Below are 24,915 nucleotides of genomic sequence, written 5' to 3'. Positions count from 1 at the left end.
ACGGCGGAAGGTAGTGAGCGCGGTTGTCACGCACAACGCCCAACACGAACAACCTTTCCGATTTATTCCGCGGCGAGCGGCACCGGACCGGGCTTAGATGGTGAATGCGCCGAAGCCAGATCGGCGTCCGTAGCGTCGTCCTCGTCCGACGGGCCGATAAAGCGCCCAAAAATACGCTGCATCAGCCAGCCGAAGTCGTCCATTACGGTAAAGAACGATGGCACGAAGATCAGCGATAGCATGGTGGATACCAGAAGCCCGCCGATGACCGCGATCGCCATGGGCGCCCGAAACTCGCCGCCGTCTCCTAGCGCGAAGGCGCTGGGCAGCATACCGGCCGCCATCGCCAGCGTTGTCATGATGATGGGCCTGGCGCGCTTGCGGCCCGCGTCGACGATGGCCACGCCGCGTTCGACGCCATGCGCGATCTCTTCGATTGCGAAGTCAACGAGCATGATCGCGTTTTTCGTCACGATACCCATCAGCATGAGCAGGCCGATGTAAACCGGCATGCTGATCGAATTTTCCGTAACGAGAAGGCTGATCGCTACGCCGCCGAACGATAGCGGCAGCGACAGAAGAATTGTCACCGGCTGGAAGACACTGCCGAACAGCACGATCAGCAAGCCGAGAACGATCAGGATGCCGGTTCCCATTGCGGTGATGAAGCCGTTCGCGACTTCGTCTTGAACCTCGGCGTCGCCCGATGGCTGTAGGCTGACGGAAGCGGGCAGTTTCTGTTCCTCGATGACCTTCAAGAACCGTTCCCGCGCCACGCTCAAGGCAACGCCACGATCGAGATCGACTCCGACGACCGCGCGCCGCAGTCGGTCAAATCGTTCGATCGCGGCGGGTCCACGCCCGAATTCAACCGACGCGACGGCCGTCAGAGGAATAGCCTTGCCCTGCGCGTTGGTGAGGCGCAGCTGCTCGATCCGCTTCAGGTCGGTGCGCGTCGCTTCGTCAAGCTGCACGCGGATCGGAATTTGCCGGTCGCCGACCGTATACTTCGCGAGGTTGAAGTCCGCGTCGCCGATCGTCGCCACGCGGATGGTTTCGGAAATTTGCTCCGGCGCGATGCCAAGGCGCGCGGCTTCATCGAGGCGCGGAACGATTTGAATCTCGGGCCGGTCCGTCGATCCGGAAGCGGCGACGTTTCGGAAACCAGGAACGACACGCAACGCACCCTCGACCTGACCGATCGCGCGATTGAGATCGTCGCCGCTGCGCGACAGCATCGAGAACGAAAGTTCGCGTTCGCCGCGCTCATTGATGTACCAGGCGCGGCTGTCCGGCTCGTCAGCAAGTTTCGCCGCGATGATCGATTTCAGCTGCTTTTCGGTGAGCTTTCGTTTCGTCTTCGGCACGAGCTTGACGAACAGCGAAGCGCGCCGCACGTCGAGCTGTCCTGTCGGACTGGTGCCGCCGAGAACGAATACCTGTTCAACCTCGGGAATGACTCTGAGCGCGTTCACCATGCGGTCCGTCTTGGCGCTCGTTTCGTTGAGCTGCGTGCCGGGCGGCAATTCGACGGCGACGACGACGCGCGCCGTATCTTCGTCCGGCAGAAATCCGGTCGGCAGCAGCGTCGTCGCGTAGACGGAGGCGGAAAAGAGCGCGACGCCACTGATCAGCGTCAGATAAGGGTGCCGAAGCGTCAATTGGAGAAAGCGCGTATAGGCACGCATCAACGCGCCATCGACGTGCGGCTTCTCGGGGATCGGCCGCATCAGGTAAGCAGCCATCATCGGCGTGATGAGGCGCGCGACGAGAAGCGAAAAGAGCACCGCGACGGCAACGGTCATGCCGAACTGGCGGAAGTATTGGCCCGCGATTCCGCCCATGAATGAAACGGGCGCGAAGATTGCAACGATCGTCAGAGTGATCGCGATGACGGCCAGGCCGATCTCGTCGGCAGCCTCTAGTGCCGCGCGATAAGGCTTCTTGCCCATGTGCATGTGGCGAACGATGTTCTCGATTTCGACGATGGCGTCGTCGACAAGAATGCCGGTCGCAAGCGTAATGCCGAGTAGGCTCACGAGATTGAGCGAGAATCCCATCGCGCCGATCGCCCAGAACGTCGGGATCGCCGCAAGAGGCAACGCGATGGCCGAGATGATCGTCGCACGCATGTTGCGCAAAAACAGAAACACGACGAGCACGGCGAGCACGGCACCTTCGATCAGCGCCTCCATCGCAGCCACGTAGTTGCCGCGCGTGTAGGAGACAGCGTCGTCGATCGTGGTCAGCTTGACCTCGGGATCGGCAGCCTGAAGTTCCTTCAACGACTCGTTGACGGCGTCCGAAACCGAAAGCTCGCTCGAACCCTTGGTGCGGAAAACCGAGAACGACACGATCGGCTGTCCGTTGAGGCGGCCGAATGCGCGCTGTTCGCTGGCGCCATCGACGACGGTGCCGAGATCCTTGAGGCGCACTTCGCGCCCGCCGGCGAGAATGATCTTCGCGTCCGCCAGCGCCGTGACCTGCCGCGCGCCGGCCAGCGTGCGAATGGCTTGTTCCTGGCCGCCGACTTCGCCGCGTCCCGATCCGAGATCGACGTTGGTGGCGGCGACCTGCTTGTTCACGTCCGCGGCGCTGATGCCGTAAGCCAGCAGCTTGTCCGGGTCGAGATTGACGCGAATCTCGCGATCGACGCCGCCGTAGCGCTCGACTCTGCCAACCCCTTTAGTTGCCTGAAGCCTTCGTTTGACGACATCATCGACGTGCCACGACAACTGTTCGAGAGTCATGCCGGGAGACGTCGCCGCGAACGTCAGGATCGCCTGGCCTTCGACATCGATGCGTTCGATTACCGGCTCGTCGATCGTGCGCGGAAGATCGCCGCGAACTTTCGCGATCGCGTCCTTGACGTCATTCAGCGCCCGGTCCGTATTTGTCTCGAGCTTGAATTCGATGACTGTCGATGATGTGCCGTCGGTCAGCGTCGATGTGATGTGCTTCACGCCGGTGATGTTGGCGACGGAGTCTTCGACGATTTTCGTAACTTGCGTTTCGAGTTCCGCTGGCGCCGCGCCGGATTGCGTGATGGTGATGGAGATCAGCGGAATGTCGATGTTCGGAAAACGCGTGACCGGCAACTGCTTGAAGCTCAGCAAGCCAAGCAGCATCAGCACCGCGAAGAGTACGATTGCCGGAACCGGACGGCGGATGGACCAAGCCGAAATATTGATCCGCATCAGCGAACCTCGCTCAGCTTCGCCTCGGGCAAGACGGGGCGTACGATATCGCCATCGCGCAGGAACGTGCCGGCGCGCGTCACGACGATATCGCCGTTAAGGAGACCGTCCTTGACCTCGACGAGATCTCCGCTGATCAGACCGAGTCGAACCGCGTGCTTCTTGACTTTATTATCGACGACGACCTGCACATAGTTCGTGCCCTGATCGAACGTCACGGCCGACGTCGGAATGCCAAGGCCGCGGCTGCGCGCCGTTTCGATGAGGCCGCGTGCGTATGTTCCAATGCGGAGTTGCGGATTGGAGCCGAGAAAAACTTTCACGCGTCCAAGCCGCGTCGTCTTGTCGACCTCCGGCGAAACGAGCCGAACCGCGCCTTCGAAATCGCCGATTTGAGGCACGTTGACGACGGTTTTCTGGCCGATCTTGACGTTCTTCATCTCGGTCTCGACGATCTCTGCATCGAGTTCGATTTCACCTTTCTGGATGATGCGGAACATCGGTTCGCCGACGGATGACGCGAGCGCGCCCATGCGCGCGTTCCGCCGGCTGATGACGCCATCCTGGGGCGCGGTCACTTCCGTATTGCTCCGCCGCCACTGCAGTTCGCGGCCCTGAGCTTCGACCTGCGCCTTGTCGGCTTTGGCGGCGGTCAGCCCGTCGCGTGCGGCGACGAGCTGCGCGGCAGTCGTCCGAGCCGCGCTCTCGCGCTGATCGTAGGTGGCGCCCGACAGATATCCGGACTTCTTCAAGGGTTCTGCACGTTCGAGCTGGGCCGCCGCTTCCTTGGCCTGCGCTTCGGCCTGTACGATCTGGCTTTGCGCCTGTGCGATCGCGGCGACGGAGCGCGCGAGATTTGCCTGGTTTTGCGCAATCTGCGCGTCGATCTGTTCCGAGACGAGCCGCGCCAGGACATCGCCCTTCTTTACGTGATCGCCTTCATCCGCAAGGAGTTGCAGCACACGCAGGCCTTCGATCTCCGGCGAAACGAGAATTTCCTCGCGCGGAATGAGAGAGCCGGAAACCACGGCCATCTCGACGAAATCACTCGTCATCACCTTAGAAACCGTGACGGCCGGAGCCGCGATCGGCTTTGCCGCTTCCATGCGCTCAGCCTGCATCGCCGCCGTGTGTTTCTTCTCGACGAAGAGATACCCGCCGCCCACAACCGTGCCGACCAAAGCAAGCGCCGTTACGAATTTTCCGAAGGTCATCGGCGTACCTCGAATGCGGCGGGCTTACGGCTTAGAGGAGTGGCGTCGGTCGGATTGAGCAGCGCACCGACCATTTCGATCACCACCGGCAACACGGTGCGCATGTCGGCTTTAGGTTCGATCGCGCGTCGCCAGAACATCCCGTCGCCGAGAACGTTGAACACTTTCGCAAGCGTCGGAATATCAACCTGCGGCGCGATGCGACCCTCGTCCTTGAGACGTTGGAATAATGCTTCGAAGCTCGCCGAGCAGTATCTGTCGACGCCCATGAAAATCTCGGCGATGCGCGGATTACGTGTCGCCTCGACGCCCATCTCGACGACGAAGCGTTGCTTCTCGTGAGATTCCGCAACGAAGTAATGTTCGCCGATCGCCGCCAGCGCTTCCAGGAAGTCGGGGGCTTCGGCGAGCCGCGCAAATCGCTCCGCGAACTCCGCGCGATCGCGCTCGCAAAGACCCGCGATGAGCGCTTCCTTGCTGTCGAAATAGACGTAGAGCGCGCCCGGACTGATGCCGGCTTCACGGCAGATCGCCTGCATCGTCGTTGCGTGGAAACCGCCGCGCGCGAAACAGGTGAACGCGGCATCGAGAATGTGCTCGCGACGGGCGCGATGAGTATCAGGCTTGAGTTTGGGCATCTGCGAAGACAGAGCTTCCGATAAGCAAAGACATTAATAAAAGAACGTGCGTTCTGCTTGTCGCAAGATTGCGGTCGCGTCAAGGCGAATAAGTGTTCGTTTTGAAGGACGTCTAAGATGAACCCAGCGTCTTATGGAGAGACAACAAGAGAAGGTTCAAGTATTTGGATTTGAATGATTAATTGTCGGGAAAGACGTCGTGCGTGTGGCGAGCCCAACATTTTGGACTGCTGCGAAAGAGGAGCGATAGGTCCCGCAGCCTACCGCTCCTCTCGCGACCGTTCGGCGCTTTGGCCTTCGGATTTGTAAGCGTTCATTCCGACAAGCCGCAGTGCCGGGATGCGCCTGGAGTTGAAACAACAACTATAGCGCTGCGGTGCGCAAAGCCATTCACAAATCGTGTCCCGCGCCGAGCGCGAGGGCGATTTCCGGAAAGGCGATGCTGCCGGGATACGAAGCCTGTGGTGCTTAAGGAAGACAGGGCGTCCCTGTGAAGATGCAGATGGTGCCGGCGCCGCCCGTAAGGCAGCGCTCCTCCGTATTTTGCGCGCGCGCCCAGTTCGCGTAGTTGGGACCAAGCCCCGGCATCGCGCGAACCTTCTGCCGCCACAGCGCCCGGGCTTTGACCTTGGCGAGCCAAACGAAGCGAGATTCTTCTCCCCGAGCCATAATCGCGGTGGCCGCGCACGCCCCAGCTTTGACGGGACTCGAAACCAGAAGCGGCGCGGTCGCGGCGGTGAGAAGCAATGCTGCAATCGTTATCCGCTTCGTCATTGCTCTGTGATGCCCATCCTGCTTCGCTCAAAACTGAAATAGCACGTTCAGCGTGCCGTACGGTGACACGTCCGTCGCGTCCCAGTCATAAACTCTGCCGGAGACGCCGCCAGCGACTGAGACCTCGCCGCCGGTCCAATCGTAGCGCACGAACAGACCGCTTCGACCGTTCCAGTTATCGTCGCCAGTTTCGATGTTCTTGTCATAGCGAAGCTCGGGACCGACAGACACATGCGGAGCAACGCGCCAACCTGCCCGCCAGCGCCCGGAGGTTTCATCGCGCGCCGTCGCGTAACTGATGTCGAGCGATGTCCATGTCCGGCTATTCATGTCGAGCCAAAGCTCGATCGCGCCTTTGAAGCCGTATTTCGTGCCGTCGCGATCGACTGCCGGATCTTTCACAAGATGCTGCTCCGACGACATCGACGCGCCGGCAAACGCTTTTGCCGTTAGCGCGCCGAGGCGCAGATAGTAGCCGATGAGCATTTCGGCGTAAGCGTGCTGAACTCTATATCGGCGTTGTTCGCGATCCGCTTCGGTGCAAGCATCGTTCTCGGTCGCATCTCCGCAAGGACTTCGTGGCGCCAAGCCGTCATATCCATACTGCCCATATCCGCCGCCGAGGCGCAGACGCAGCCCGTCGCTGTAAATATCCCGGCTCCACGGAGCGAATGTAATGCCGGAATAGGCCAGCCATTGGTCGCGCGTGGCATCGACCCCGGCCCAGGTTTCCCGCCACCCAGATCCGGATTGAATATTGTCAGCGGGCGGATCGATTGGCTGTGAAAAAACGGGATGTGTCGGCAAAAAAAACAGCGATGCCGCGGCGCTTGCGCCCACGATCACAGTACTACGCCATCGTTCTCCGATCCCCGAACGCGGCCGCATTTACACAACTCAAAATGCGAAACAAAACTCTATTCAATAACGTGACTATATCCGCAGCATGCGGATCGGATCGTCAACGTGAACAAAGGATGTCCGTGCATCTTCTTCGCCAGTGTGGAAGAGGTTTCATTCTTTGACGGCGCGCCATTGCTTTGCCGCCAAGAGACCCCAGATGCAGATCAAGGACGGGCATCCGTTTGTATGCGAAGCACGTAGCTGTGAAATGCTATCGTCGTAGAGGCGTGCTAACTAAAGCATCGCGCGCCTGAAGCCTCGCGTAATGAAACGGGTTGAGACACAGGTCGTCTATCAGTATTCTGTAAAGTAGTTTGTGTCTGGGAGGACGCAAAGATGGCGGGTTTTGCGGAGCAAGCTCCGAGGAATACTTCACCCTACTATTCGTTTTATCAAACTTTATTCGACACCGTCGATACGGCATCTTTCTTTTGGCAGCCTTATCTGAAAGCTATCGGGGGCAGTCAGCTTGAGTTGGCGGGGCTTCAAGCCCGGCAGGCGCAGGCGCTTGTGCGTTGGAGCCATCAGATCGTGCGGACGTCGTCCCCCGCGGATGCCATGAAGGTAAATACCGACCTTTGGCGGACGATGATGGGAAATTGCGCCGACGTCGCCCCGCGCATGCTCGCGGCCGCAAGCACGGCGACGCAGTCCGTTGCTCCGATCGTGCTACCCCCGTCGGCTAAGCACGCGCGAGACACGCTGATCCTTCTGGATCGTGAGAAAGCGGAAACCGAGAGCTACGAACGTAAGGTCGCCTGACCAAGCGCTTCCGCTAGTGTTGTTCTGTCAGACGACGCGTTTTGCGCGTCGTCATGATTGCGCGTCGCCATGACGATGCGATTACCGAAGCTCGCCCATCGCGTCACCGAAGCCCTTGAGGGAAATCGGAATGCCGATGCCGGCTTCTTCGGTCTGGAAAATGATGAAAATCGCCGTCTTACCGGTCTTCAGGCGTTCGATGAGCGGATCGTCAACGACGACCTGGGCATAGCACGCGAAGCTGTGGCAACGCAGGAATGGCGCATGTCCGACGTCCTTGTCGTCGATCTTGAGCCCGATGCCCGGCGGCAGCAGCACGCCCAGCGGAGCAAAGACTCGAAGCACGCGCGTGCCATTCGAAAATTTCTGAAAGTAGACGGTAAGCCCGATGTTGTTCTTGTCTTCGGCGGTGACGCTTTGGACGAGGGCGCAGACCGGGCTTTTTGAGCCCGGCGGCGGGTCCTTGCAGACGACCTGCCAGTCGCCGTGCTGCGATTTGACAGACCCTTCCGGAGCTTCGACGGCTGAGGCGGCATTCGAGACGATGGGCGACGGCATCGCAAGTGCGACTGTGAAGATGATCCCCAGAGCAACCGCTGATGAGCACTGGCGCAGGGCTCGCATTCCGCCACGCCACCGATGTGAAATCGAAACGTGACCGAGAACGCATCGCTTGAGAATTGGCAAGAGCATTTCCCTGGTATGGCGGGCATTGGCCATTGGACGGAGCCGCTGTTTGAACGCGAGGCCGCTTCGTCGGCCAGGATTTCGGCCGAATTCTGTCCCTTTCAGCAAACAAATCCCGATTGTTCGCTAAGATGATTCGCGTTCTGGATATGCGGTTTTTTCGCGAACAAATGACGCATGGACTTGACTTGAGTCAATCGTAGCGCTTGTGCTCTGTATCAACCTGCCTTAGCAGATGAACGATGGTTCGGCGCTTGGACGAAGGCGTTCCCGGTAAGAAAAAAGCCGGGCAATAATCAGCGGGGACGGTACGCCGCGGCGGCATACCGGAACAATGGGAGATTGTCGGCCCAGAGCTTTCGCCGGTCGACATATTGGGAGCGAAGGAATGTCTAAGAGGATGTTCGGCATGATCGCCGTTTTGGCGATCGCCTGCATGACGTTAGCTTTTGGTGGGTTGGACCCGGCTTTCGCGGGCCTCGGGCAGCCGACGAGCGGTGAGCTCGGCCTTCAGGCTTCCGCCAGCCCTATCATGGATCAGATTTCCTCTCTCTTCCATATCGTGAACACGATCATCATCGTGATCACCCTGTTCGTTCTCGTTTTGATGCTGTGGGTGATGTTCCGCTTCAACGAGAAGAGAAACCCGGTCCCCTCGCGCACGACCCACAATACGATGCTCGAAGTTGCCTGGACGATCGTGCCGATCCTCATTCTCGTCGGCATGGCGATCCCCTCCTTCCATCTGCTCTTCAACCAATATTCCTTTCCCAAGCCCGATGTAACGATCAAGGCGACCGGCAACGCCTGGTTCTGGGAACACGAGTATCTGGACGACAAGGTCACGCTCACGTCCAACATGGTCAACGATGAAGACGTGCTGCGCGCCAAACTCGGCGACGAAGCCTATGACCAGAAATATGGCGCGCTCGAAGGCACCGCTCTGACCGAGGCTCAGTACAAGGATTCAGCCCCGATCTGGGCCGAGGATCACAAACTGCGCCGGCTGGCCGTCGATCAGGAAATCGCGGTTCCGGTGAACAAGGTTGTGACGATGCTGATTACGTCCGCCGACGTCATCCATTCGTGGACGATTCCGTCGTTTGGCGTGAAAATGCAGGCGGTGCCGGGCCGTACATCAGCCGTTTGGTTCAAGGCGACCAAGCTTGGCACCTTCGCCGGTCAATGCTCCGTTCTTTGCGGCAAGCTGCACTCCGCGATGCCGATCGTCGTCCGCGTCGTCGACCAGCCGGTTTATGACTCTTGGATGGCCGCGGTGAAGGCCAAGGACAAGAAGAAGGCCCAGCAGATCTTGAATGACGACGCCGCGGCTCACGCCAACCAGGCGGTGGCGGCAGCTCAGTAGGCGATGATTTGCCAGCCGGTGGGCGTCGCGCCCGCCGTGCCCGGCGCCGAAATACACGATCAAAGAAACTTCCGGGACAAGGGCTCTAGGAATTATGGGAAGCACAGCATACGCAGCTGGAGACAGTCACGACCACGCTCCAGGGTTCTTCAGGCGTTGGTTCTGTTCGACAAACCACAAAGACATCGGCACGATGTACTTCCTGTTCGCGATCCTCGCGGGCATCATCGGTACCGTGCTGTCGGTGATGATGCGGCTTGAGCTTCAGGAGCCCGGCCTCCAGTACTTCGCCAATCCCGGCACCTACAACGTCCTGGTTACCGGCCACGGCCTGTTCATGGTGTTCCTGATGGTCATGCCGGCCATGATGGGCGGCTTCGGCAACTGGTTCGTGCCGCTGATGATCGGCGCACCCGACATGGCCTTCCCGCGCATGAACAACATCTCGTTCTGGCTGCTGCCGGTCGCGATGATCCTGCTGCTCATCTCGCTCTTCGTTCCCGGAACGGCCGATGCTGACGGTGTCGGTACGGGCTGGATTCTCGTGGCTCCGCTGTCGTCCAAGATCGGCCATCCCGGCGCGTCCGTCGACTTTGCGATTTTGTTCCTGCATGTCGCCGGTGCGTCCTCGATCCTCGGCGCCATCAACTTCATCACGACGATTTTCAATATGCGTGCTCCGGGCATGACGCTGCACAAGATGCCGTTGTTTGCCTGGTCCGTGCTGGTTACGGCCTTCCTGCTTCTTCTGTCGCTGCCGGTTCTCGCTGGCGCGATCACGATGCTGCTGACCGACCGTAACTTCGGCACCACGTTCTATGATCCCGCAGGCGGCGGCGACCCGCTGCTCTATGCGCACTTGTTCTGGTTCTTTGGTCACCCCGAAGTCTACATTCTCATCCTGCCCGGCTTCGGCATGATCAGCCACATCGTCTCGACGTTCTCGCGCAAGCCGATTTTCGGTTACCTCGGCATGGCGTACGCGATGGTCGCGATCGGCCTTGTCGGCTTCGTCGTGTGGGCGCACCACATGTATACCGCCGGTCTCAGCGTCGACACGCAGGCCTACTTCATGTTCGCGACCATGGTCATCGCCGTTCCAACCGGCGTGAAGATCTTCTCGTGGATCGCAACGATGTGGGGCGGCTCGATCCAGTTCCGGGTGCCGATGATCTGGGCCCTCGGCTTCATCTTCCTCTTCACCGTCGGCGGTGTTACGGGCGTGATGTGCGCCAACGCCGGCATCGACCGCTCGATCCACAACACCTACTACGTCGTCGCGCACTTCCACTACGTGCTGTCGCTCGGCGCGGTGTTCTCGATCTTCGCCGGCTGGTACTACTGGTTCCCGAAAATGTCGGGTTACATGTACAGCGAGTTCTGGGGCAAAGTGCACTTCTGGATGACGTTCATCGGCGCCAACGTGCTGTTCTTCCCGCAGCACTTCCTGGGTCTGTCGGGCATGCCGCGCCACTACGCCGACTATCCCGAGGCGTTCGCTTTCTGGAACCGTATCTCGTCGATCGGATCGTACATCACGACCGCTGGTCTGGTCGTATTCCTGCTCTCGATGATCTACGCCTACTTCATCCGCAAGGAGAAGGCTGCGAGCAATCCGTGGGGTATCGGCGCGACGACGCTCGAATGGACGCTGCCGTCGCCGCCCGCATTCCACTCGTATGAAACGCTGCCGCGGATTGCGGCGACGGATCATCACTGATCGGTCGAACCAAAGGCATCGAGCGGCGGGTCAGCAATCAGCCAGCCCGCCGCTCTCGCAAACTCAAGCTGAACGGTTGATGTAGGCGACGCACCGGCGATGAGCATTCAAAGCGAAATTGGTCAGGCCGACCTGGTTATGGAGCCGAGTGTCGGCGATTTCATCCAGCTGATGAAGCCGCGTGTGATGGCGCTTGTGGTTTTCACGGCGTTGGCCGCGATGCTGGCCGCGCCGGGACATATCAATCCCGTGCTCGGCATGATCGGCATCGTTTGTATTGCTGTTGGCGCCGGCGCCTCGGGCGCCCTCAACATGTGGTACGACGCGGACATCGATGCGCGTATGGCTCGTACCGCCGCGCGGCCGTTGCCGCGTGGCCGCGTAACGGCCGATGAAGCGTTGAGCTTCGGCGGCGTGCTGTCCGTCGGTTCGGTGGTGACGCTCGGCGTGCTCGTCAATTGGACGGCCGGCGCGCTGCTGGCCCTGACGATCGCCTATTATATCTTCATTTACACGATGTGGTTGAAGCGCCGCACGCCGCAGAACATCGTGATTGGCGGCGCGGCAGGCGCCTTTCCTCCGATGATCGGTTGGTCGGTCGTGACCGGCGACATCGGCCTTCAGAGCCTGCTTCTGTTTCTCATCATCTTCATGTGGACGCCGCCGCATTTTTGGGCGCTGGCGCTCTATCGCTGCCGCGACTATGAGCGCGTTGGCGTACCGATGCTCCCCGTCGTCGCCGGACCGGATGCGACCCGTCGCCAGATTCTGATCTATTCGATCCTGCTCGTGCCGCTCGCCGTCGTACCGTATTTCGTTGGATTGGGCGGTCTCGCCTATCTCGTGCTGTCGATCGCGCTGGGCGTGGTGTTCCTTGCGCTCGCGTTCCGCGTCTACGTGACGAGGGAAGGTCGCGAAGCCGACACCGAGGCGCGCCGGCTGTTCCTGTTTTCGATCCTGTATCTCTACGGCCTCTTCGCGACGCTTTTCGTCGAAGCGCTGTTTAACCGCCTGATGGCTTGAGGCGTAACCCGATGAGCGAAAACCCCAACAACGGCAAACTCGATCCAGCGGCGGAAAAAATCCGCCGGCGCCGGTCGATTGCGATCGGGCTGACGCTGGGCTTCATGGTTCTCGCATTCTACATCGCAACCTTCATTCGCCTCGGCAGCAACGCTGCAAGCGGCATGCATTAACGCGAGAAAGCCCGAAACGTGCAGCCCGGCAGCAAAATTTCCAGCAAAGCTTCGAGGAACAACCGCACGGTTGTTTTCGGCTGCCTGACCGCGCTCGCCGTCATGGGCGGGATAACCGCCTATTCCCCGACGCTCTATCGCATGTTCTGCAGCCTGACGGGTTACGGCGGCACCACGCAACGCGCCGAGGCGCATAGCGACAAGATCCTCGACCGCACAATCACCGTGCGCTTCGACAGCAATATCGCGCCGCATCTCGCCTGGAAGTTCGAGCCTGACGTCAACAAGATGGACGTGAAGCTCGGCGAGACCTCGATGGCGTATTTCCGGGTGACCAATCTTTCCGACAAGCCGGTGACCGGGCAGGCGGCGTTCAACGTGACGCCCGAGGTCATGGGCATCTATTTCAACAAGCTCGCGTGCTTCTGCTTCACCGAGCAAACTTTGAAGCCGCACGAGACCGTCGAAATGCCGGTGACGTTCTTCGTCGATCCGAAAATGGTCGACGACAGCGACACCAAAATTTTGTCGGAAGTGACCTTGTCCTACATCTTCTATCCAGTCGAGCACGCGACGGCGCAAAACGCCGCTCAACCTGCGAAATCGGGCGGATAGCAAAAAGCAAACTCAACACGACTGACAGCGAAGCGAAATAGGAAAAGAAACGCGATCGAAAATTGACCTCATGGGCGCAAGCCCAGCAGATCAGAGTTCGATCCGGGAGCGCGAACGGGGACGACGGAGACCGAAATGGCAGATACGCATGTGAAACATCACGACTATCATCTGGTAAATCCCAGTCCTTGGCCGCTCGTCGCGTCCGCTGCGGCGTTGATCACCGCGATCGGCGCCATTGCCTGGATGCGCACGCACGTCGACGGCGAAGGCGTGCTCGGCATCAAAGGTTGGTACCTGTTCGCGATCGGCTTCACCGCGCTCGTTGCGACGGCATGGGCGTGGTGGCTCGACATCATCCGCGAAGCCAACGAAGGCTATCAGACGCCGGTCGTGCAGCTTCACCTCCGCTACGGCATGATCATGTTCATCGCCTCGGAGGCCATGTTCTTCGTCGCCTGGTTCTGGGCCTACTTCGACAGCGCCCTGTTCCCCGCCGGCGTCCATGAATTGATGAACAACGCCGGACATCTTGTCGGCCTGACCTCGCGCGACGAGCTCTACGGCGGAAAATGGCCGCCGGCAGCTGTTGCCGAGACGGCTGCTGCAATTCCCGGATACTTCAAGCACACGTTCAATCCTTGGGGCTTGCCGCTGGTCAACACGCTCATCCTGTTGACCTCGGGCTGCACGGTGACGTGGGCGCATCACTCGCTGCTGAAGAATGACCGTCGCGGTCTCGTGATCGGCCTCCTTCTGACGGTGCTCCTGGGCATCACGTTCACGATCTGCCAGGCGATCGAATACAGCCATGCCGGCTTCAGCTTCGCTGGCCACAGCTACGGTTCGACGTTCTTCATGGCGACCGGCTTCCACGGCGCGCACGTGATCATGGGCACGATCTTCCTGTTCGTCTGCCTGGTCCGTGCAATCAGAGGCGCTTTCACGCCAAAGCAGCACTTCGGGTTCGAGGCTGCGGCTTGGTATTGGCACTTCGTCGACGTCATCTGGCTGTTCCTGTTCGCCTGCATTTATGTCTGGGGCGCAGGTCCGACCGTGCCGGGAGCCGAATAGGCCTCGATTTCATCGGTCGAAGTGGACAACATGATACTGTAAGAGGCGGCCCCGGAGCCGCCTCTTGCGTTTCGGGTACTCCGTCAAAACCGAGTTCGCACGCTCGCGCCGCTCGGCAGCAGAAGAAACATCGAGGTCCTTGGTGTCCAGCTCAAGCACATCGCCGTCCCCGTTCCTTTCAGGGCTGAAATGCGCTTGCCCGCGCTGCGGCAAAGGGCCGTTGTTTTTGGGTCCTCTCAATCCGCTCGCCATGCGCGACAAGTGCGACGCGTGCGGTCTGGATTACAAATTCGTCGACACCGGCGATGGCCCGGCCGTTTTCGGAATTTTCATTCTCGGCGTTCTTTGCGTCGGTGGAGCGCTGATCGCCGAGTTCAAATTCGGCGTTCCCTGGTGGATGCATATCGTGCTCTGGGGTATCCTGACGCCGGTCTTCACTGTCTTCCTGCTGCGCTTCCTAAAGGCGATCTTGATCGCCCTGCAGTTTAGCAATAAGGCCGAGGAAGGTCGCATCGCCAAGGAGTGAAGATGTTTGCGCGCTGGCGTGCCGCTGGTCTCATTCTGCCGTCGCTTCTGACGCTCGCTTTGCTGCCCGTGCTGATTGGCCTCGGCAACTGGCAGTGGCATCGCAAGGCGTGGAAGGAAGACCTGATTGCAAAGATCGACACACGGCGAACGGCCGAGCCGGTCTCTTATCCCGCCGCGCTCGCCAAGTATGTCAAGGACGGCGACGTTGAATATCTGCACGTCCGCGTCACAGGCACCTTCGACCACAGCCAGGAGCGCCATCTCTACGCGCCCGAAGCCGAAAGCCAGGGCTGGCACGTCTACACACCGCTGAAGCCCGAGGGCGGACTGCCGCCCGTGTTCGTCAATCGCGGCTGGGTTCCCGATACTCTCAAGGACCCCTCGAAACGGACTGAAGGCCAGCTCCAGGGACCGGTGACGATCACGGGCCTCGTTCGCCTGCCCGAGCACAAGGGCTGGTTCACGCCGGATAACAACTACGCCGCAAATCAATGGTTCTGGCGCGACGTCGACGCCATGCGCTGGGGAGCGCAGGGTCAACCGTCGCCGCTCCTGTTCTCGGTCGAAAACCAACAGGCCTATGCGCCGTTTTCGATCGATACCGACCCCTTGCCTGAAAACCCGGGCGGCTGGCCGAAGGGCGGGACGACGCTGATCAATATCCCCAATTCACATTTGCAATATGTGGTGACGTGGTACGGCCTGGCCCTGACGCTGCTCTGCATCTTCGCGGTATTTGCCCGCCAACGCCTGAAAGCGCTGGAAAACGACCCCCGACACTCTTAATGACCGGGCTGAATGACCGGGAATTCGGGTGACGGACAGGGTCATGCCTTGTTCCGCACCATCGAGACCACTAGTTTGGCAAGGCTCCTCAACACGTCGGCTGTGAGATCGCATCATTGAAATACATTTCTACGCGGGGCGGGGCGGAAGCGCTCGGATTTGAAGACGTCCTGCTCGCGGGATTGGCGCGCGACGGCGGTCTTTACGTCCCCGAAGTCTGGCCAACGCTGACGCCTGACACGATCGCATCGTTTCGCGAGAAGCCGTTCGTCGAGATCGCGGTCGACGTCATTCATCCCTTCACGGGCGACGAGATCTCGCGCGATGAGCTGCGGCGCATGGCATCCGACGCCTACGCAACCTTCGACACGCCCGAGGTGACGCCGCTCGTCGAAATCAGACCCGGCCTGACGATCCTCGAATTGTTCCACGGCCCGACGCTCGCCTTCAAGGACGTTGCGATGCAACTCCTCGCGCGCCTCATGGATCACGTGCTCGAAAAGCGGAACGCGCGCGCGACAATCGTTGGCGCGACGTCGGGCGATACCGGCGGCGCCGCAATCGAGGCATTCCGGTCCTCGAAGCGCGTCGACGTCGTGATCCTGTTTCCCAAGGGACGCGTGTCCGACGTCCAGCGCCGGATGATGACGACGCCGACCGAACCGAACGTTCACGCCGTCGCGATCGAAGGCACGTTCGACGACTGCCAGGCGCTCGTCAAAGCGATGTTCAACGATCATGCGTTTCGCGATGGCGTTGAGCTTTCCGGCGTCAACTCGATCAATTGGGCGCGGATCGTCGCGCAGGTGACATACTATTTCTGGGCGGCGTCACGCATCGGGACCGGCGAGCCGTTGTCGTTTTCCGTACCAACCGGCAACTTCGGCGACATTTTCGCGAGCTACGTCGCCAAGCGCATGGGCCTGCCCATCGACAAACTCATCATTGCATCGAACGAGAACGACATCCTGCCGCGTGCCGTCGCAACGGGCGTCTATGCGATGCAGGACGTCGTCGCCACGACCTCGCCCTCGATGGACATTCAGATCTCGTCGAATTTCGAGCGCTATCTCTTCGAGGCATCCGACCGCGATGCCGATCTCGTTCGCAGCTCGATGACCTCGCTGATCGCCACGGGACGTTTCGAGCTTGGCCGCATAGGCCCGCGCCTCAAGGAGGACTTCGCGGCGGTATCGGCATCGGAAGCCGACGTCTCAGATGCGATCCGCCGGACGAAAGCTGCGTATGGCTATGTTCTCGATCCGCACACCGCGTGCGCGTTCGTGGCGGCGGAGCGCGTTGCACCAAGAGGCAAGACGGTCATTCTCTCGACGGCGCATCCCGCCAAATTTCCGGATGCAATCGAAGCCATCACGGGCGCGCGGCCGGCTTTGCCGGCGCATCAGGCGCATCTTATGACCGATGCCGAAAAGTTTGATATCCTGCCGAACAGTCTTTCCTCCGTGCAAAATTTCGTCTTGAATCATTGCCGCGTGGCAACGGGAACACCTCAATGACCACCGAGTTGACGACGCTTGCGAACGGCATCCGCGTCGCGACGCACCGAATGCCCAATCTGGAAACGGTATCGCTTGGCGTCTGGGTTGCGGTCGGCTCTCGTCACGAGCGCGACGACCAGCACGGCCTGTCGCATTTCCTCGAGCACATGGCGTTCAAGGGTACGAAATCCCGTTCGGCGCGCATGATCGCCGAGGCGATCGAAAGCGTCGGCGGCGATCTCAACGCAGCGACGGGTCTCGACACCACCGCTTATTATGCGCGCGTGCTGAAGGGCGACGAGGGCGTCGCGCTCGAATTGATCGCTGATATCCTGCTCAACTCGAAGTTTGCGCCCGAAGACCTCGACCGCGAGCGCGTCGTCATCCAGCAGGAAATCGCCTCGACCGACGACAGCCCCGACGACATTATATTCGACCTGATGCAAAGCGAGGCCTTCCCTGCTCAGGCGATTGGCCGCCCCATTCTCGGAACCAAGGCGAGCGTTGGCCGATTTCGCGCCGCCGATCTCCGAGGCTATCTCGACGAACATTATCTCCCTGATGCAATTGTGGTTTCAGCCGCAGGCGCTGTCCACCACGACGAGATCGTCCGCCACGTTGAGGCCCTATTCGGGGGGCTCACTCAGCGCCGTCGTGGAACTGAATCGGTAGCGCGCTATCGGGGTGGATCGACAGCTTCGGCCAAGCCGTTTGAACAGAGCCACGTTCTGATTGGCCTGCCGTCGCCATCATGCCTCGAACCTGCGTTTTACACTGCTCAGGTCTTTTCCGGCCTGTTCGGTGGAGGAATGTCTTCTCGTCTGTTTCAGGAAATCCGCGAAGATCGAGGCCTTTGCTATTCGATCTACTCGACGGTTTGGGGAGTTAAAGACACCGGAATGCTGGCCGTTCATGCAGCAACGGGGCCGGAAATGGTCGACGAGCTCGCAGCCGTGGTCGCCGACGAGCTTGCTTCGCTGGCGGACGCCGGTCCTACCGACGCAGAGTTGTTGCGCTCCAAGGCGCAGTTGAAGGCCGGGCTTCTGATGGCGCTCGAAAGTTCGTCTGTGAATGCGGAGCAGATGGCGCGGCAACTTCTGGCCCAGGATCGCTTCGTCGCAATTTCGGAATTGATCGCTGAAGTCGAGGCGGTCGACCACCATCGCATCAAGGACTTTGCGGCCCGCTTGCGCGGCGAGGCGGCCTCCGTTGTTGTGATCGGTTCGGGTAAGAAGTCGGCGGCTCAGGCCACACGCGTTGCCGCCTTGTTCAACCCGGCCGGCGCCGACACTATGATCAGCCAGGGATCGAGGTGAGGACACCGTGGCTTTTCTCCGCTCAACCCGTCCGGAAGAAGATTTCGAGATCATACGCGGCCGTGCGATGCTCCTTCGGCAGCCTGCGGCCGGTGACTACGCGGAATGGGCCGAGCTTCGGGCGCGGAGCCGCAGCCATCTGACGCCCTGGGAGCCGTCCTGGGCGCAAGACGATCTGTCCCACGGCATGTATCGCCGGCGCCTACGCGCCTACGCGAAAGACGTGCGCGAGGATTCCTCCTACCCCTATTTCATTTTCGATACGTCGTCAGGAGCGCTTGTCGGTGGCATGACGCTGTCCAACGTGCGGCGCGGCTCGGCGCAGACGGCCTCTCTCGGCTACTGGATGGGCGTGACGTATGCGGGTCGCGGATACATGCGCGAAGCGGTGTCGACGCTTTTGCCCGTCGCATTCGGAGCGCTTCGCCTGCACCGTATCGAAGCCGCGTCGATGCTGAACAACGCCGCCTCCATTCGCGTGCTCGAGGTGTGCGGCTTTGAGCGCGAGGGCATCGCCCGCTCGTACCTGAAGATCAACGGGCGCTGGGAAGATCATATTCTCTACGCGCGCGTTGCCGGCGCGACTTTGTCCGAGGTTCCACACCAGGGTGGAGGGACGTAATGCGCAAGGGGGGACGGGGGAAAGAAAATCCGGAATTGTCATGGCTCGCAGTGCTGGCCGTTGCAATTCTCTGGACTCTCGGCCTCGCGGGCCACGCCGTCGCGCTGACCCCGATTCCGATTCAGGACGATCAGGATCGCATCGAAATCACCAATCTCGGCGAAGCCTACGAAGGCCGCGGCGATAGCCTGCAAGTCGAGACGTCGGCCGGACAGGACGGCGTGTCGGGTCGCATGACGGTTCGCGCCTCCGTTCCCGGAACCAGCCCGAACTGGATGGTCTTTGCGCTCACCAACAAAACCGACAAATCGCTTGAGCGCCTGCTCGCGGCCGATCGTTATTCCATCGTCGGATCGGGGACCGTCTGGCCCGATCTCGATGCCCGCCGCATCGAAAGCGTCACGCCGTCCGTCGGCTTCGTGCCGGAGCGCATCAAGAGCGACAAGGCGGACGTCTTCCGCATAACGCTCGAGCCGGGACAGACGATTACCTATGTTGCCGAGCTTGCGGGCGAGCACTTCTCGCGCCTCCACCTTTGGAAGCCGATCGACTACGAAATCAAAAGCCGCGACCGCCAGCTTTTCAACGGCGCGATGCTTGGCCTGACGGGCCTGCTTGCAATCTTCCTGACCGCGATTTTCGCCGCCAACCACAAGCTGATCTTTCCGGCCGCGGCGCTCGTCTCCTGGAGCGTGCTAAGTTACCTGTGCGTCGACTTCGGTTTCTTTCACAAGCTGTTCAATTTGCGCCCCGAGGACAACGCGGTCTATCGCGCCGCCGGCGAAGCCGCGATGGCGTCGAGCTTCGTGATCTTCCTGTCGACATTCCTTCGCCTCGGGCTTTGGCACGGAATGGTGCGCATGATGATCGGCGTGTGGATGGTGGCGCAGCTGACGCTCATCGCCGTCGCCGTCATCGACCCGCGCCTTGCCGCAACGTTTGCGCGCTTGTCGTTCCTGATGATCGGCGTCGTCGGCGGAATGTTCACGCTTTTCCTGGCGCTCAAAGGTCAGGATCGCGCACTATCGCTCGTGCCGACATGGCTGTTGCTGCTCGTCTGGATCCTGGCGACCGGAATGACGCTCAGCGGCCGTATGTCGGGCGACGTCGTCGTCTCAAGCCTGATCGCGGGCCTCGTGCTGGTCGTGATTCTGATGGGCTTCACCGTCACGCAGTACGCCTTCAGATCGTCCGATGCGGCATACGCCGGTGCGCCGACCGAGCTTCAGGGCCGGTCTCTCGCGCTCGCGGCGTCCGGCTCGACGGTCTGGGAATGGAACATCCGCCGTGACGAGATCAAGGTCAGCCCCGAGGTCGAAATCGCCCTTTCGCTGATGCCCGGTGAACTATCGACAAAGGTCGAGGACTTTCTGCGCCACGTCCATCCGACCGACAAAGAGCGCTTTCGCGTCATGATGATGTCGGCGCAGGAACGTTCCGGCGTCCGCATCAGAACGGACTTCCGCCTCCGCCATTCCGACAATAGCTGGCGCTGGTTCGAACTTGAGGCCGCGAGCGTTCCGAATTCCGATGGCCGGACGCTTCGTTGCGTCGGCCTGCTGCGCGACGTCTCCGACATGAAGCGCGCCCACGAGCGGCTGCTCCACGATGCAGTTAATTGCAGTTTGACGGGCCTTCCCAATCGCGAGCTGTTTTTGGATCGGCTGAAGGGCGCGGTCGTTCGCGCCAAGACCGAGGGCGGCATTCGCCCCGCCGTGATCTTTATCGATCTGGACAAATTCAAGAGCATCAATTCGTCGTTCGGCCTCGTGCGCGGCGATAGCCTGCTTCTGACCGTCGCGCGCCGCTTGCAACGCCACCTCGGTCCGCACGACACCGTCGCAAGGGTCGGCGGCGATCAGTTCGCGATGCTATTCGTCGGCGAGCGTGAAGCGCGCAACCTTCCGGCGCTTGCCGAGCGCGTGCGCCGCTCGCTGCGTGCGCCGATCCCCCTCGCCAACCAGGAAGTCATCCTGACGGGCTCCATAGGTATCGCCGCCTGGGACGAGAACCAGGCCGCCGAAGGCGATCTGCTGAAGGATGCCGAACTCGCGATGTATCGCGCCAAGCGCAGTGGTGCCGATCGCATCGAAGTGTTTGACGCCTCGATGCGGCGCGACCGTGAACCCACCATCGCCGCCGAACTCGCCAAGGCGATTGAAAAAGGCCAGCTGAAGGTCGTCTATCAGCCGATCGTTTATCTGCCGACGAAAGAGCTTGCGGGCTTCGAGGCTTTCGCGCGCTGGGAGCATCCGAAACTCGGCCTCGTCAATCCGGCATCGCTCATCGACGAGGCAAACGAGCCGGGCGCGATGGTCAAGGTCAGCGCTTACCTTCTGCTGCGGGCCGCGAAAGACGCCGCGCGCTGGCTGGCGGAGCTGCCGCGTCCCGAGCGGCCGCTGTTCGTGACCGTCAACATCTCGAGCCCGCAGATATTCAAGCCGGAATCGATCCAGGAAATCCGCCACATCCTCGGACGCAGCATCGTCCCGCCGGGCACGTTGCGCCTGGAGATCGCCGAAAATCTTGTGATGGGCAATCCGGAGCAAGCCATCGAGGTGCTGAAGGTGCTTCGCGGCTCGGGCGCCGAACTCTCGCTGGACGAATTCGGAACCGGATACTCGTCTCTTGCCTACCTGAACCGTTTCCCGTTCGACACCATTAAGGTCTGTCGCGGGCTGGTGCGCGGCAGCGGTACCGCGAACGGAGCCGCGATCATGCGTTCGATGGTGGCGCTGGCGCACGAGCTTTCCAAGACTGTCGTCGCCGAAGGTGTCGAGCGCGCGGATGAAGCGACGTTCCTGCGCTCAATCGGTTGCGAATACGCGCAAGGCTACCATTTCGGTGAGCCGATCCCCGAACGCGCCGTCGCGCAGCTCTTGAAGATGGTGCGCCGTTCAGAGCGCAAGATGCAGCCGCGCGGCTTCTTCCGGCCGAAGTTCAAGAGCGCTGCGAAGACGGTCGCGGCACAAGCGGGCCGCCCGGTGGCAGCCATTGCGAAATCAGTTGCTAATGGGGAGGCGACGACCGCGTTGCCCCAAGGCGCTGCGAAGGCTGCGGCGCTGCCCGCCGGATCGGTTGTGCGGCACCGGCACAAACCCGATCCGAAGACGGCGGTCAATGGCGCAAGTCCAAGCCCAATCCCAAGCGCGAGCATACCCGGCGCGCCATCGAAGAAACCTGCCGATGCGTTGCGTGTCGCGGTCGCGAGTTCCGGTCCGCCGTTGCCGCCAGCCGCAGCGCCCTCATTGCCGCCGGAATTGCTGCAAACCATGGAGCGCATGACGGCGCCCCCGCAAAAACCGCGCGCTCCAGCAAACGGACACGCCGCGCCCGTCGCGCCGCCGTTCCGTCCGGCCGAGCAGGCCCCAGCCGCAGCGCCGCGTCAGGCAATCTTAGCGCCGTTGTCGGAAGCATTGGCGCGCGCGACGGCGTCCGATCCGACGACCGCGAGACCTGCTCCGCAACGTTCCCCGGCCAATGGCATGGCGTCCGCGCCGCCGAGCGAGCCGCAGCAGCCGAGACGCACTGAAGCGCCGCCGCCACCGCCGCCGCCGCCTCCTCCTCCGGTCAACGTGTCACCCTCGCAGCCCGATTTCTCGACGTTGCCACCCTCGATCGCGGCAAGCCTTGCGCGTCTTGCGGGCAATGCGTCCTCGACAGGCGAGCCGGATACCGGCGCGACTCCGAGGAATGAGCAGAAGATCGCCTCGAAGGGGTGAGCCGGCTCAGGCGTGTCCGGCGTCGCTGACGAGATGCGACAGATCGATCCCGATTTTCGCGAGGGCTCGCGAATATTTGTTGTCGAGATCGTCATCGAAAATCAGATCGGGATCGGCGGGGCAATGCAGCCAGCCGTTGGCCTGGATTTCGGTTTCGAGCTGGCCGGGTGACCAGCCGGCATAGCCGAGCGCAAGCAGCGCGCGCGCCGGACCATTCCCCTGCGCAATCGCTTTCAGGATATCGATCGTAGCGGTAAGGCAGACATCATTCTCGATCGCGAGCGTTGAATCTTCAGAAAAGTAATCCGAGCTGTGAAGCACGAACCCGCGCCCGGTTTCGACGGGACCACCGACCTGAATGGACAGCGACAAAACCTCGCTCGTGATCTCCTCGTCGCGATTGCGCGGTGAGATGCCAAGCTTCTCGAGCAGATCGGGAGCGGTGATGTGATTGGCCCGCTGGTTGATAACCAAGCCCATCGCGCCCTCGGACGAATGCGCGCACATGTAAATGACCGAGCGCTGGAACCGGCGGTCGGACATCGCCGGCATGGCAATAAGAAGTTGCCCCTCGAGCTTGATGTCGGAGCCTTCGATGAGGCCCCTCTGGCGTACGGACTTCATGACAGCCAAAGTAATCCGGAAGGAAGGCGGCGTGAAGATGGTCGGAAAGCAATAAAATGACTACCTATGTAACAGCGCGGGCTTTTGGGCCATATATTGAAAAGGGAAGGCGGCCGGATGCCCGCAGCCGCTTGCCGCGAAAGGTGATCGCTTGTGAACGGAAATCTGCGACTGACGATCGGTATGGCTTTCGCATGCCTGTCTCTGAACGCGGCAGCAGCGCTGAGCGAACCCGCCGCATCCGTGGCGTCGGATTGGGTTAAGGGTTTCGATAACCAGGCGCGCCTGGTGGCTGGGCAAGCCGTTCGCGACGGCGAGACCGGGCTCTATGCCGGCGTCGAAGTCGCGATGCCGGAAGGCTGGAAAACATACTGGCGCGCGCCCGGCGATGCTGGCGGCGTTCCGCCCGACTTCGATTGGCAGGCGTCCGAGAATTTGGCATCGGCCGATGTTCTCTATCCCGCGCCTCACAGGCTGAGCGACAAGACTGGCGATGCCGTCGGTTACAAGGGCGGAGTGATTTTCCCGGTCCGCCTCATTCCGAAGGATGCGACGAAGCCGGTCATCCTTCACGGCAAGATTGAGTACGGCCTATGCAAGGATATCTGCATTCCGGCGGAAGCCGATTTAAAGGTCGTCATTCCGCCGAACGTCGGCGCCTCCGCCGAACTGACCGACACGTTGGCCCGCGTTCCCCAAAAGAATCCGCGTTCGGGCGTCGATCCGAAGCTCGACACATGGCACTTCGTTGAATCATCGCCGAAGCCTAAGCTTGTGTTGAATGTCGAAACAGCGTTTCCGGACAAGGTCGATGCCTTCGTCGTGGCGCCGGGCGGCATTTACGTGCCATTACCGAAGCGCGTCGCGAACGAGTCTGGAAAAGCCGTCTTTGAGGTCGATCTGTCGGACGACGTCGACATCAAGAACCTCAAAGGGAAACCGCTGACCGTCACGATGGTCGACGGCAAGGGTCAGTCCGAGACGACGATCACGCTGAAATAGGCATGGGTCCGCACGAGTTCATCGCGGCAATCAAGACAAGAGGAATGAATGGCGATCAAAGTTGGCGACACGCTGCCTGATGCGAAATTTACGGTGATGGGTCCGGATGGTCCGAAGCCTAAGACAGTCAGCGAAGTCTTCGCGGGCAAGAAAGTCGCGCTGTTCGCGGTGCCGGGCGCCTATACACCCACCTGCTCGAACAAGCACATGCCGGGCTTCGTCGGTCGCGTTGATGAACTCAAAGCGAAAGGCATCGATGCGATAGTATGCACCGCCGTCAACGATGTCTTCGTGCTGACCAACTGGGCGAAAGATACCGGCGCTTCGGGTAAAATTGAAATGTTGGCGGACGGCTCCGGCGATTTCGCCAAGGCCATAGGCCTCGAAATCGATCTTTCGGGCTTCGGACTCGGGCTGCGTTCGAAGCGCTACGCCATGCTCGTCGATAACGGCGTCGTCAAAGTCTTGAATATCGAGGACAGTCCGCCGGTCGCCGAAAAGTCGAGCGCGGAGAACCTGTGCTCGATGATCGATCGCTCGCTCTAGAGAGTGCTTCCGGAAAAGTGGGAACCGGTTTTCCGATAAGAAGCACGGCAAAACAAAGATCGAGTGCTTCCGGAAAAGTGGGAACCGGTTTTCCGATAAGAAGCACGGCAAAACAAAGATCGAG

Annotated in this window: 22 protein-coding genes; 15 read left to right on the top strand and 7 right to left on the bottom strand. The window is 60.8% G+C overall.

Translation table 11 applies throughout. The features are described 5' to 3' along the window. Nucleotides 1-62 precede the first annotated feature (62 nt). From WC026_RS14060 to bcsS, 5 genes are all read right to left on the bottom strand, one after another. Entirely contained in the window at nucleotides 63-3,197 is a 3,135-nt protein-coding gene (locus WC026_RS14060) for an efflux RND transporter permease subunit (RefSeq protein ID WP_372711637.1), read from the bottom strand. Next, nucleotides 3,197-4,411: an efflux RND transporter periplasmic adaptor subunit gene (locus WC026_RS14055; RefSeq protein ID WP_372711636.1), complete on the bottom strand. Its 1,215-nt coding sequence runs from the start codon at nucleotides 4,409-4,411 to the stop codon at nucleotides 3,197-3,199. The genes WC026_RS14060 and WC026_RS14055 overlap by 1 nt, the downstream gene beginning before the upstream one ends. Next, complete coding sequence (locus WC026_RS14050) at nucleotides 4,408-5,049, bottom strand: TetR/AcrR family transcriptional regulator (protein ID WP_372711635.1); 642 nt, start codon at nucleotides 5,047-5,049, stop codon at nucleotides 4,408-4,410. Before WC026_RS14050 ends, WC026_RS14055 begins: the two co-directional genes overlap by 4 nt. Nucleotides 5,050-5,517: 468 nt before the next feature. Beyond that, complete coding sequence (locus WC026_RS14045) at nucleotides 5,518-5,823, bottom strand: hypothetical protein (protein ID WP_372711634.1); 306 nt, start codon at nucleotides 5,821-5,823, stop codon at nucleotides 5,518-5,520. A 27-nt stretch (nucleotides 5,824-5,850) separates the two neighbouring features. After that, complete coding sequence (gene bcsS / locus WC026_RS14040) at nucleotides 5,851-6,669, bottom strand: cellulose biosynthesis protein BcsS (protein WP_372711633.1); 819 nt, start codon at nucleotides 6,667-6,669, stop codon at nucleotides 5,851-5,853. 393 nt (nucleotides 6,670-7,062) lie between these two features. Here bcsS and WC026_RS14035 point away from each other — a divergent pair, with 393 nt between their 5' ends. After that, on the top strand, nucleotides 7,063-7,488 hold the full coding sequence (locus WC026_RS14035) for a hypothetical protein (protein ID WP_372711632.1): 426 nt from the start codon (nucleotides 7,063-7,065) through the stop codon (nucleotides 7,486-7,488). Between the two features lie 81 nt (nucleotides 7,489-7,569). Here WC026_RS14035 and WC026_RS14030 read toward each other — a convergent pair whose 3' ends face one another. Continuing rightward, complete coding sequence (locus tag WC026_RS14030; protein WP_372711631.1) at nucleotides 7,570-8,112, bottom strand: invasion associated locus B family protein; 543 nt, start codon at nucleotides 8,110-8,112, stop codon at nucleotides 7,570-7,572. Nucleotides 8,113-8,563: 451 nt separating this feature from the next. Here WC026_RS14030 and coxB point away from each other — a divergent pair, with 451 nt between their 5' ends. From coxB to WC026_RS13970, 12 genes are all read left to right on the top strand, one after another. Further along, nucleotides 8,564-9,541, top strand: a complete 978-nt coding sequence (gene coxB / locus WC026_RS14025) for a cytochrome c oxidase subunit II (RefSeq protein WP_372711630.1) — start codon at nucleotides 8,564-8,566, stop codon at nucleotides 9,539-9,541. A 94-nt stretch (nucleotides 9,542-9,635) separates the two neighbouring features. Then, the gene (gene ctaD / locus WC026_RS14020; RefSeq protein WP_372711629.1) at nucleotides 9,636-11,261 is read left to right on the top strand and encodes a cytochrome c oxidase subunit I; all 1,626 of its coding nucleotides are present in this window, start codon (nucleotides 9,636-9,638) and stop codon (nucleotides 11,259-11,261) included. Between the two features lie 99 nt (nucleotides 11,262-11,360). After that, nucleotides 11,361-12,284: a heme o synthase gene (locus WC026_RS14015; protein ID WP_372711628.1), complete on the top strand. Its 924-nt coding sequence runs from the start codon at nucleotides 11,361-11,363 to the stop codon at nucleotides 12,282-12,284. 11 nt (nucleotides 12,285-12,295) lie between these two features. Further along, nucleotides 12,296-12,457, top strand: coding sequence for a protein CoxF (locus tag WC026_RS14010; protein WP_372711627.1), 162 nt, complete (start codon nucleotides 12,296-12,298; stop codon nucleotides 12,455-12,457). 18 nt (nucleotides 12,458-12,475) lie between these two features. Continuing rightward, nucleotides 12,476-13,072, top strand: coding sequence for a cytochrome c oxidase assembly protein (locus WC026_RS14005; RefSeq protein ID WP_372711626.1), 597 nt, complete (start codon nucleotides 12,476-12,478; stop codon nucleotides 13,070-13,072). Between the two features lie 135 nt (nucleotides 13,073-13,207). Further along, complete coding sequence (locus tag WC026_RS14000) at nucleotides 13,208-14,146, top strand: cytochrome c oxidase subunit 3 (RefSeq protein ID WP_372711625.1); 939 nt, start codon at nucleotides 13,208-13,210, stop codon at nucleotides 14,144-14,146. A gap of 220 nt (nucleotides 14,147-14,366) precedes the next feature. Next, complete coding sequence (locus WC026_RS13995) at nucleotides 14,367-14,672, top strand: DUF983 domain-containing protein (protein ID WP_372711624.1); 306 nt, start codon at nucleotides 14,367-14,369, stop codon at nucleotides 14,670-14,672. A gap of 2 nt (nucleotides 14,673-14,674) precedes the next feature. Next, nucleotides 14,675-15,460 carry an SURF1 family protein gene (locus WC026_RS13990; RefSeq protein WP_372711623.1) on the top strand — a complete coding sequence of 262 codons (786 nt, stop codon included), beginning with the start codon at nucleotides 14,675-14,677 and terminating at the stop codon, nucleotides 15,458-15,460. A 116-nt stretch (nucleotides 15,461-15,576) separates the two neighbouring features. Beyond that, a complete protein-coding gene (gene thrC / locus WC026_RS13985) occupies nucleotides 15,577-16,977 on the top strand; it encodes a threonine synthase (RefSeq protein WP_372711622.1) in 1,401 nt (466 codons plus the stop codon). Continuing rightward, the gene (locus WC026_RS13980) at nucleotides 16,974-18,275 is read left to right on the top strand and encodes a M16 family metallopeptidase (protein WP_372711621.1); all 1,302 of its coding nucleotides are present in this window, start codon (nucleotides 16,974-16,976) and stop codon (nucleotides 18,273-18,275) included. Before thrC ends, WC026_RS13980 begins: the two co-directional genes overlap by 4 nt. Before the next feature lie 7 nt (nucleotides 18,276-18,282). Continuing rightward, nucleotides 18,283-18,897 (top strand): GNAT family N-acetyltransferase, encoded by a 615-nt coding sequence (locus tag WC026_RS13975; RefSeq protein ID WP_372711620.1) that lies wholly within the window; start codon nucleotides 18,283-18,285, stop codon nucleotides 18,895-18,897. Further along, nucleotides 18,897-22,619, top strand: a complete 3,723-nt coding sequence (locus tag WC026_RS13970) for an EAL domain-containing protein (RefSeq protein WP_372711619.1) — start codon at nucleotides 18,897-18,899, stop codon at nucleotides 22,617-22,619. The genes WC026_RS13975 and WC026_RS13970 overlap by 1 nt, the downstream gene beginning before the upstream one ends. A gap of 6 nt (nucleotides 22,620-22,625) precedes the next feature. Here the strand turns inward: WC026_RS13970 and WC026_RS13965 are convergent, their stop codons facing one another. Then, nucleotides 22,626-23,243, bottom strand: a complete 618-nt coding sequence (locus tag WC026_RS13965; protein WP_372711618.1) for a YqgE/AlgH family protein — start codon at nucleotides 23,241-23,243, stop codon at nucleotides 22,626-22,628. A 153-nt stretch (nucleotides 23,244-23,396) separates the two neighbouring features. Here WC026_RS13965 and WC026_RS13960 point away from each other — a divergent pair, with 153 nt between their 5' ends. After that, nucleotides 23,397-24,245, top strand: a complete 849-nt coding sequence (locus tag WC026_RS13960; protein WP_372711617.1) for a protein-disulfide reductase DsbD domain-containing protein — start codon at nucleotides 23,397-23,399, stop codon at nucleotides 24,243-24,245. A 48-nt stretch (nucleotides 24,246-24,293) separates the two neighbouring features. Further along, nucleotides 24,294-24,791 carry a peroxiredoxin gene (locus WC026_RS13955; protein ID WP_372711616.1) on the top strand — a complete coding sequence of 166 codons (498 nt, stop codon included), beginning with the start codon at nucleotides 24,294-24,296 and terminating at the stop codon, nucleotides 24,789-24,791. Nucleotides 24,792-24,915 lie beyond the last annotated feature (124 nt).

The organism is Hyphomicrobium sp., assembly GCF_041674905.1.
In the GTDB taxonomy this organism is placed as follows: domain Bacteria; phylum Pseudomonadota; class Alphaproteobacteria; order Rhizobiales; family Hyphomicrobiaceae; genus Hyphomicrobium_B.
Note: the sequence above shows the minus strand (reverse complement) of the source record. Positions and strands in the feature narration are given on the sequence as shown.

What these genes read in the sequence shown, in the direction of transcription:
- WC026_RS14010 (WP_372711627.1), top strand. Translation starts at nt 12,296, where the DNA reads ATGAGCGAAAACCCCAACAACGGCAAACTCGATCCAGCGGCGGAAAAA.
- coxB (WP_372711630.1), top strand. Translation starts at nt 8,564, where the DNA reads ATGTCTAAGAGGATGTTCGGCATGATCGCCGTTTTGGCGATCGCCTGC.
- WC026_RS14055 (WP_372711636.1), bottom strand. Translation starts at nt 4,411, where the DNA reads ATGACCTTCGGAAAATTCGTAACGGCGCTTGCTTTGGTCGGCACGGTT.
- ctaD (WP_372711629.1), top strand. Translation starts at nt 9,636, where the DNA reads ATGGGAAGCACAGCATACGCAGCTGGAGACAGTCACGACCACGCTCCA.
- WC026_RS13990 (WP_372711623.1), top strand. Translation starts at nt 14,675, where the DNA reads ATGTTTGCGCGCTGGCGTGCCGCTGGTCTCATTCTGCCGTCGCTTCTG.
- WC026_RS14045 (WP_372711634.1), bottom strand. Translation starts at nt 5,823, where the DNA reads ATGACGAAGCGGATAACGATTGCAGCATTGCTTCTCACCGCCGCGACC.
- WC026_RS14060 (WP_372711637.1), bottom strand. Translation starts at nt 3,197, where the DNA reads ATGCGGATCAATATTTCGGCTTGGTCCATCCGCCGTCCGGTTCCGGCA.
- WC026_RS14000 (WP_372711625.1), top strand. Translation starts at nt 13,208, where the DNA reads ATGGCAGATACGCATGTGAAACATCACGACTATCATCTGGTAAATCCC.
- WC026_RS13955 (WP_372711616.1), top strand. Translation starts at nt 24,294, where the DNA reads ATGGCGATCAAAGTTGGCGACACGCTGCCTGATGCGAAATTTACGGTG.
- WC026_RS13965 (WP_372711618.1), bottom strand. Translation starts at nt 23,243, where the DNA reads ATGAAGTCCGTACGCCAGAGGGGCCTCATCGAAGGCTCCGACATCAAG.
- WC026_RS14030 (WP_372711631.1), bottom strand. Translation starts at nt 8,112, where the DNA reads ATGCGAGCCCTGCGCCAGTGCTCATCAGCGGTTGCTCTGGGGATCATC.
- WC026_RS13970 (WP_372711619.1), top strand. Translation starts at nt 18,897, where the DNA reads ATGCGCAAGGGGGGACGGGGGAAAGAAAATCCGGAATTGTCATGGCTC.
- WC026_RS13980 (WP_372711621.1), top strand. Translation starts at nt 16,974, where the DNA reads ATGACCACCGAGTTGACGACGCTTGCGAACGGCATCCGCGTCGCGACG.
- WC026_RS14015 (WP_372711628.1), top strand. Translation starts at nt 11,361, where the DNA reads ATGAGCATTCAAAGCGAAATTGGTCAGGCCGACCTGGTTATGGAGCCG.
- WC026_RS14050 (WP_372711635.1), bottom strand. Translation starts at nt 5,049, where the DNA reads ATGCCCAAACTCAAGCCTGATACTCATCGCGCCCGTCGCGAGCACATT.
- WC026_RS14035 (WP_372711632.1), top strand. Translation starts at nt 7,063, where the DNA reads ATGGCGGGTTTTGCGGAGCAAGCTCCGAGGAATACTTCACCCTACTAT.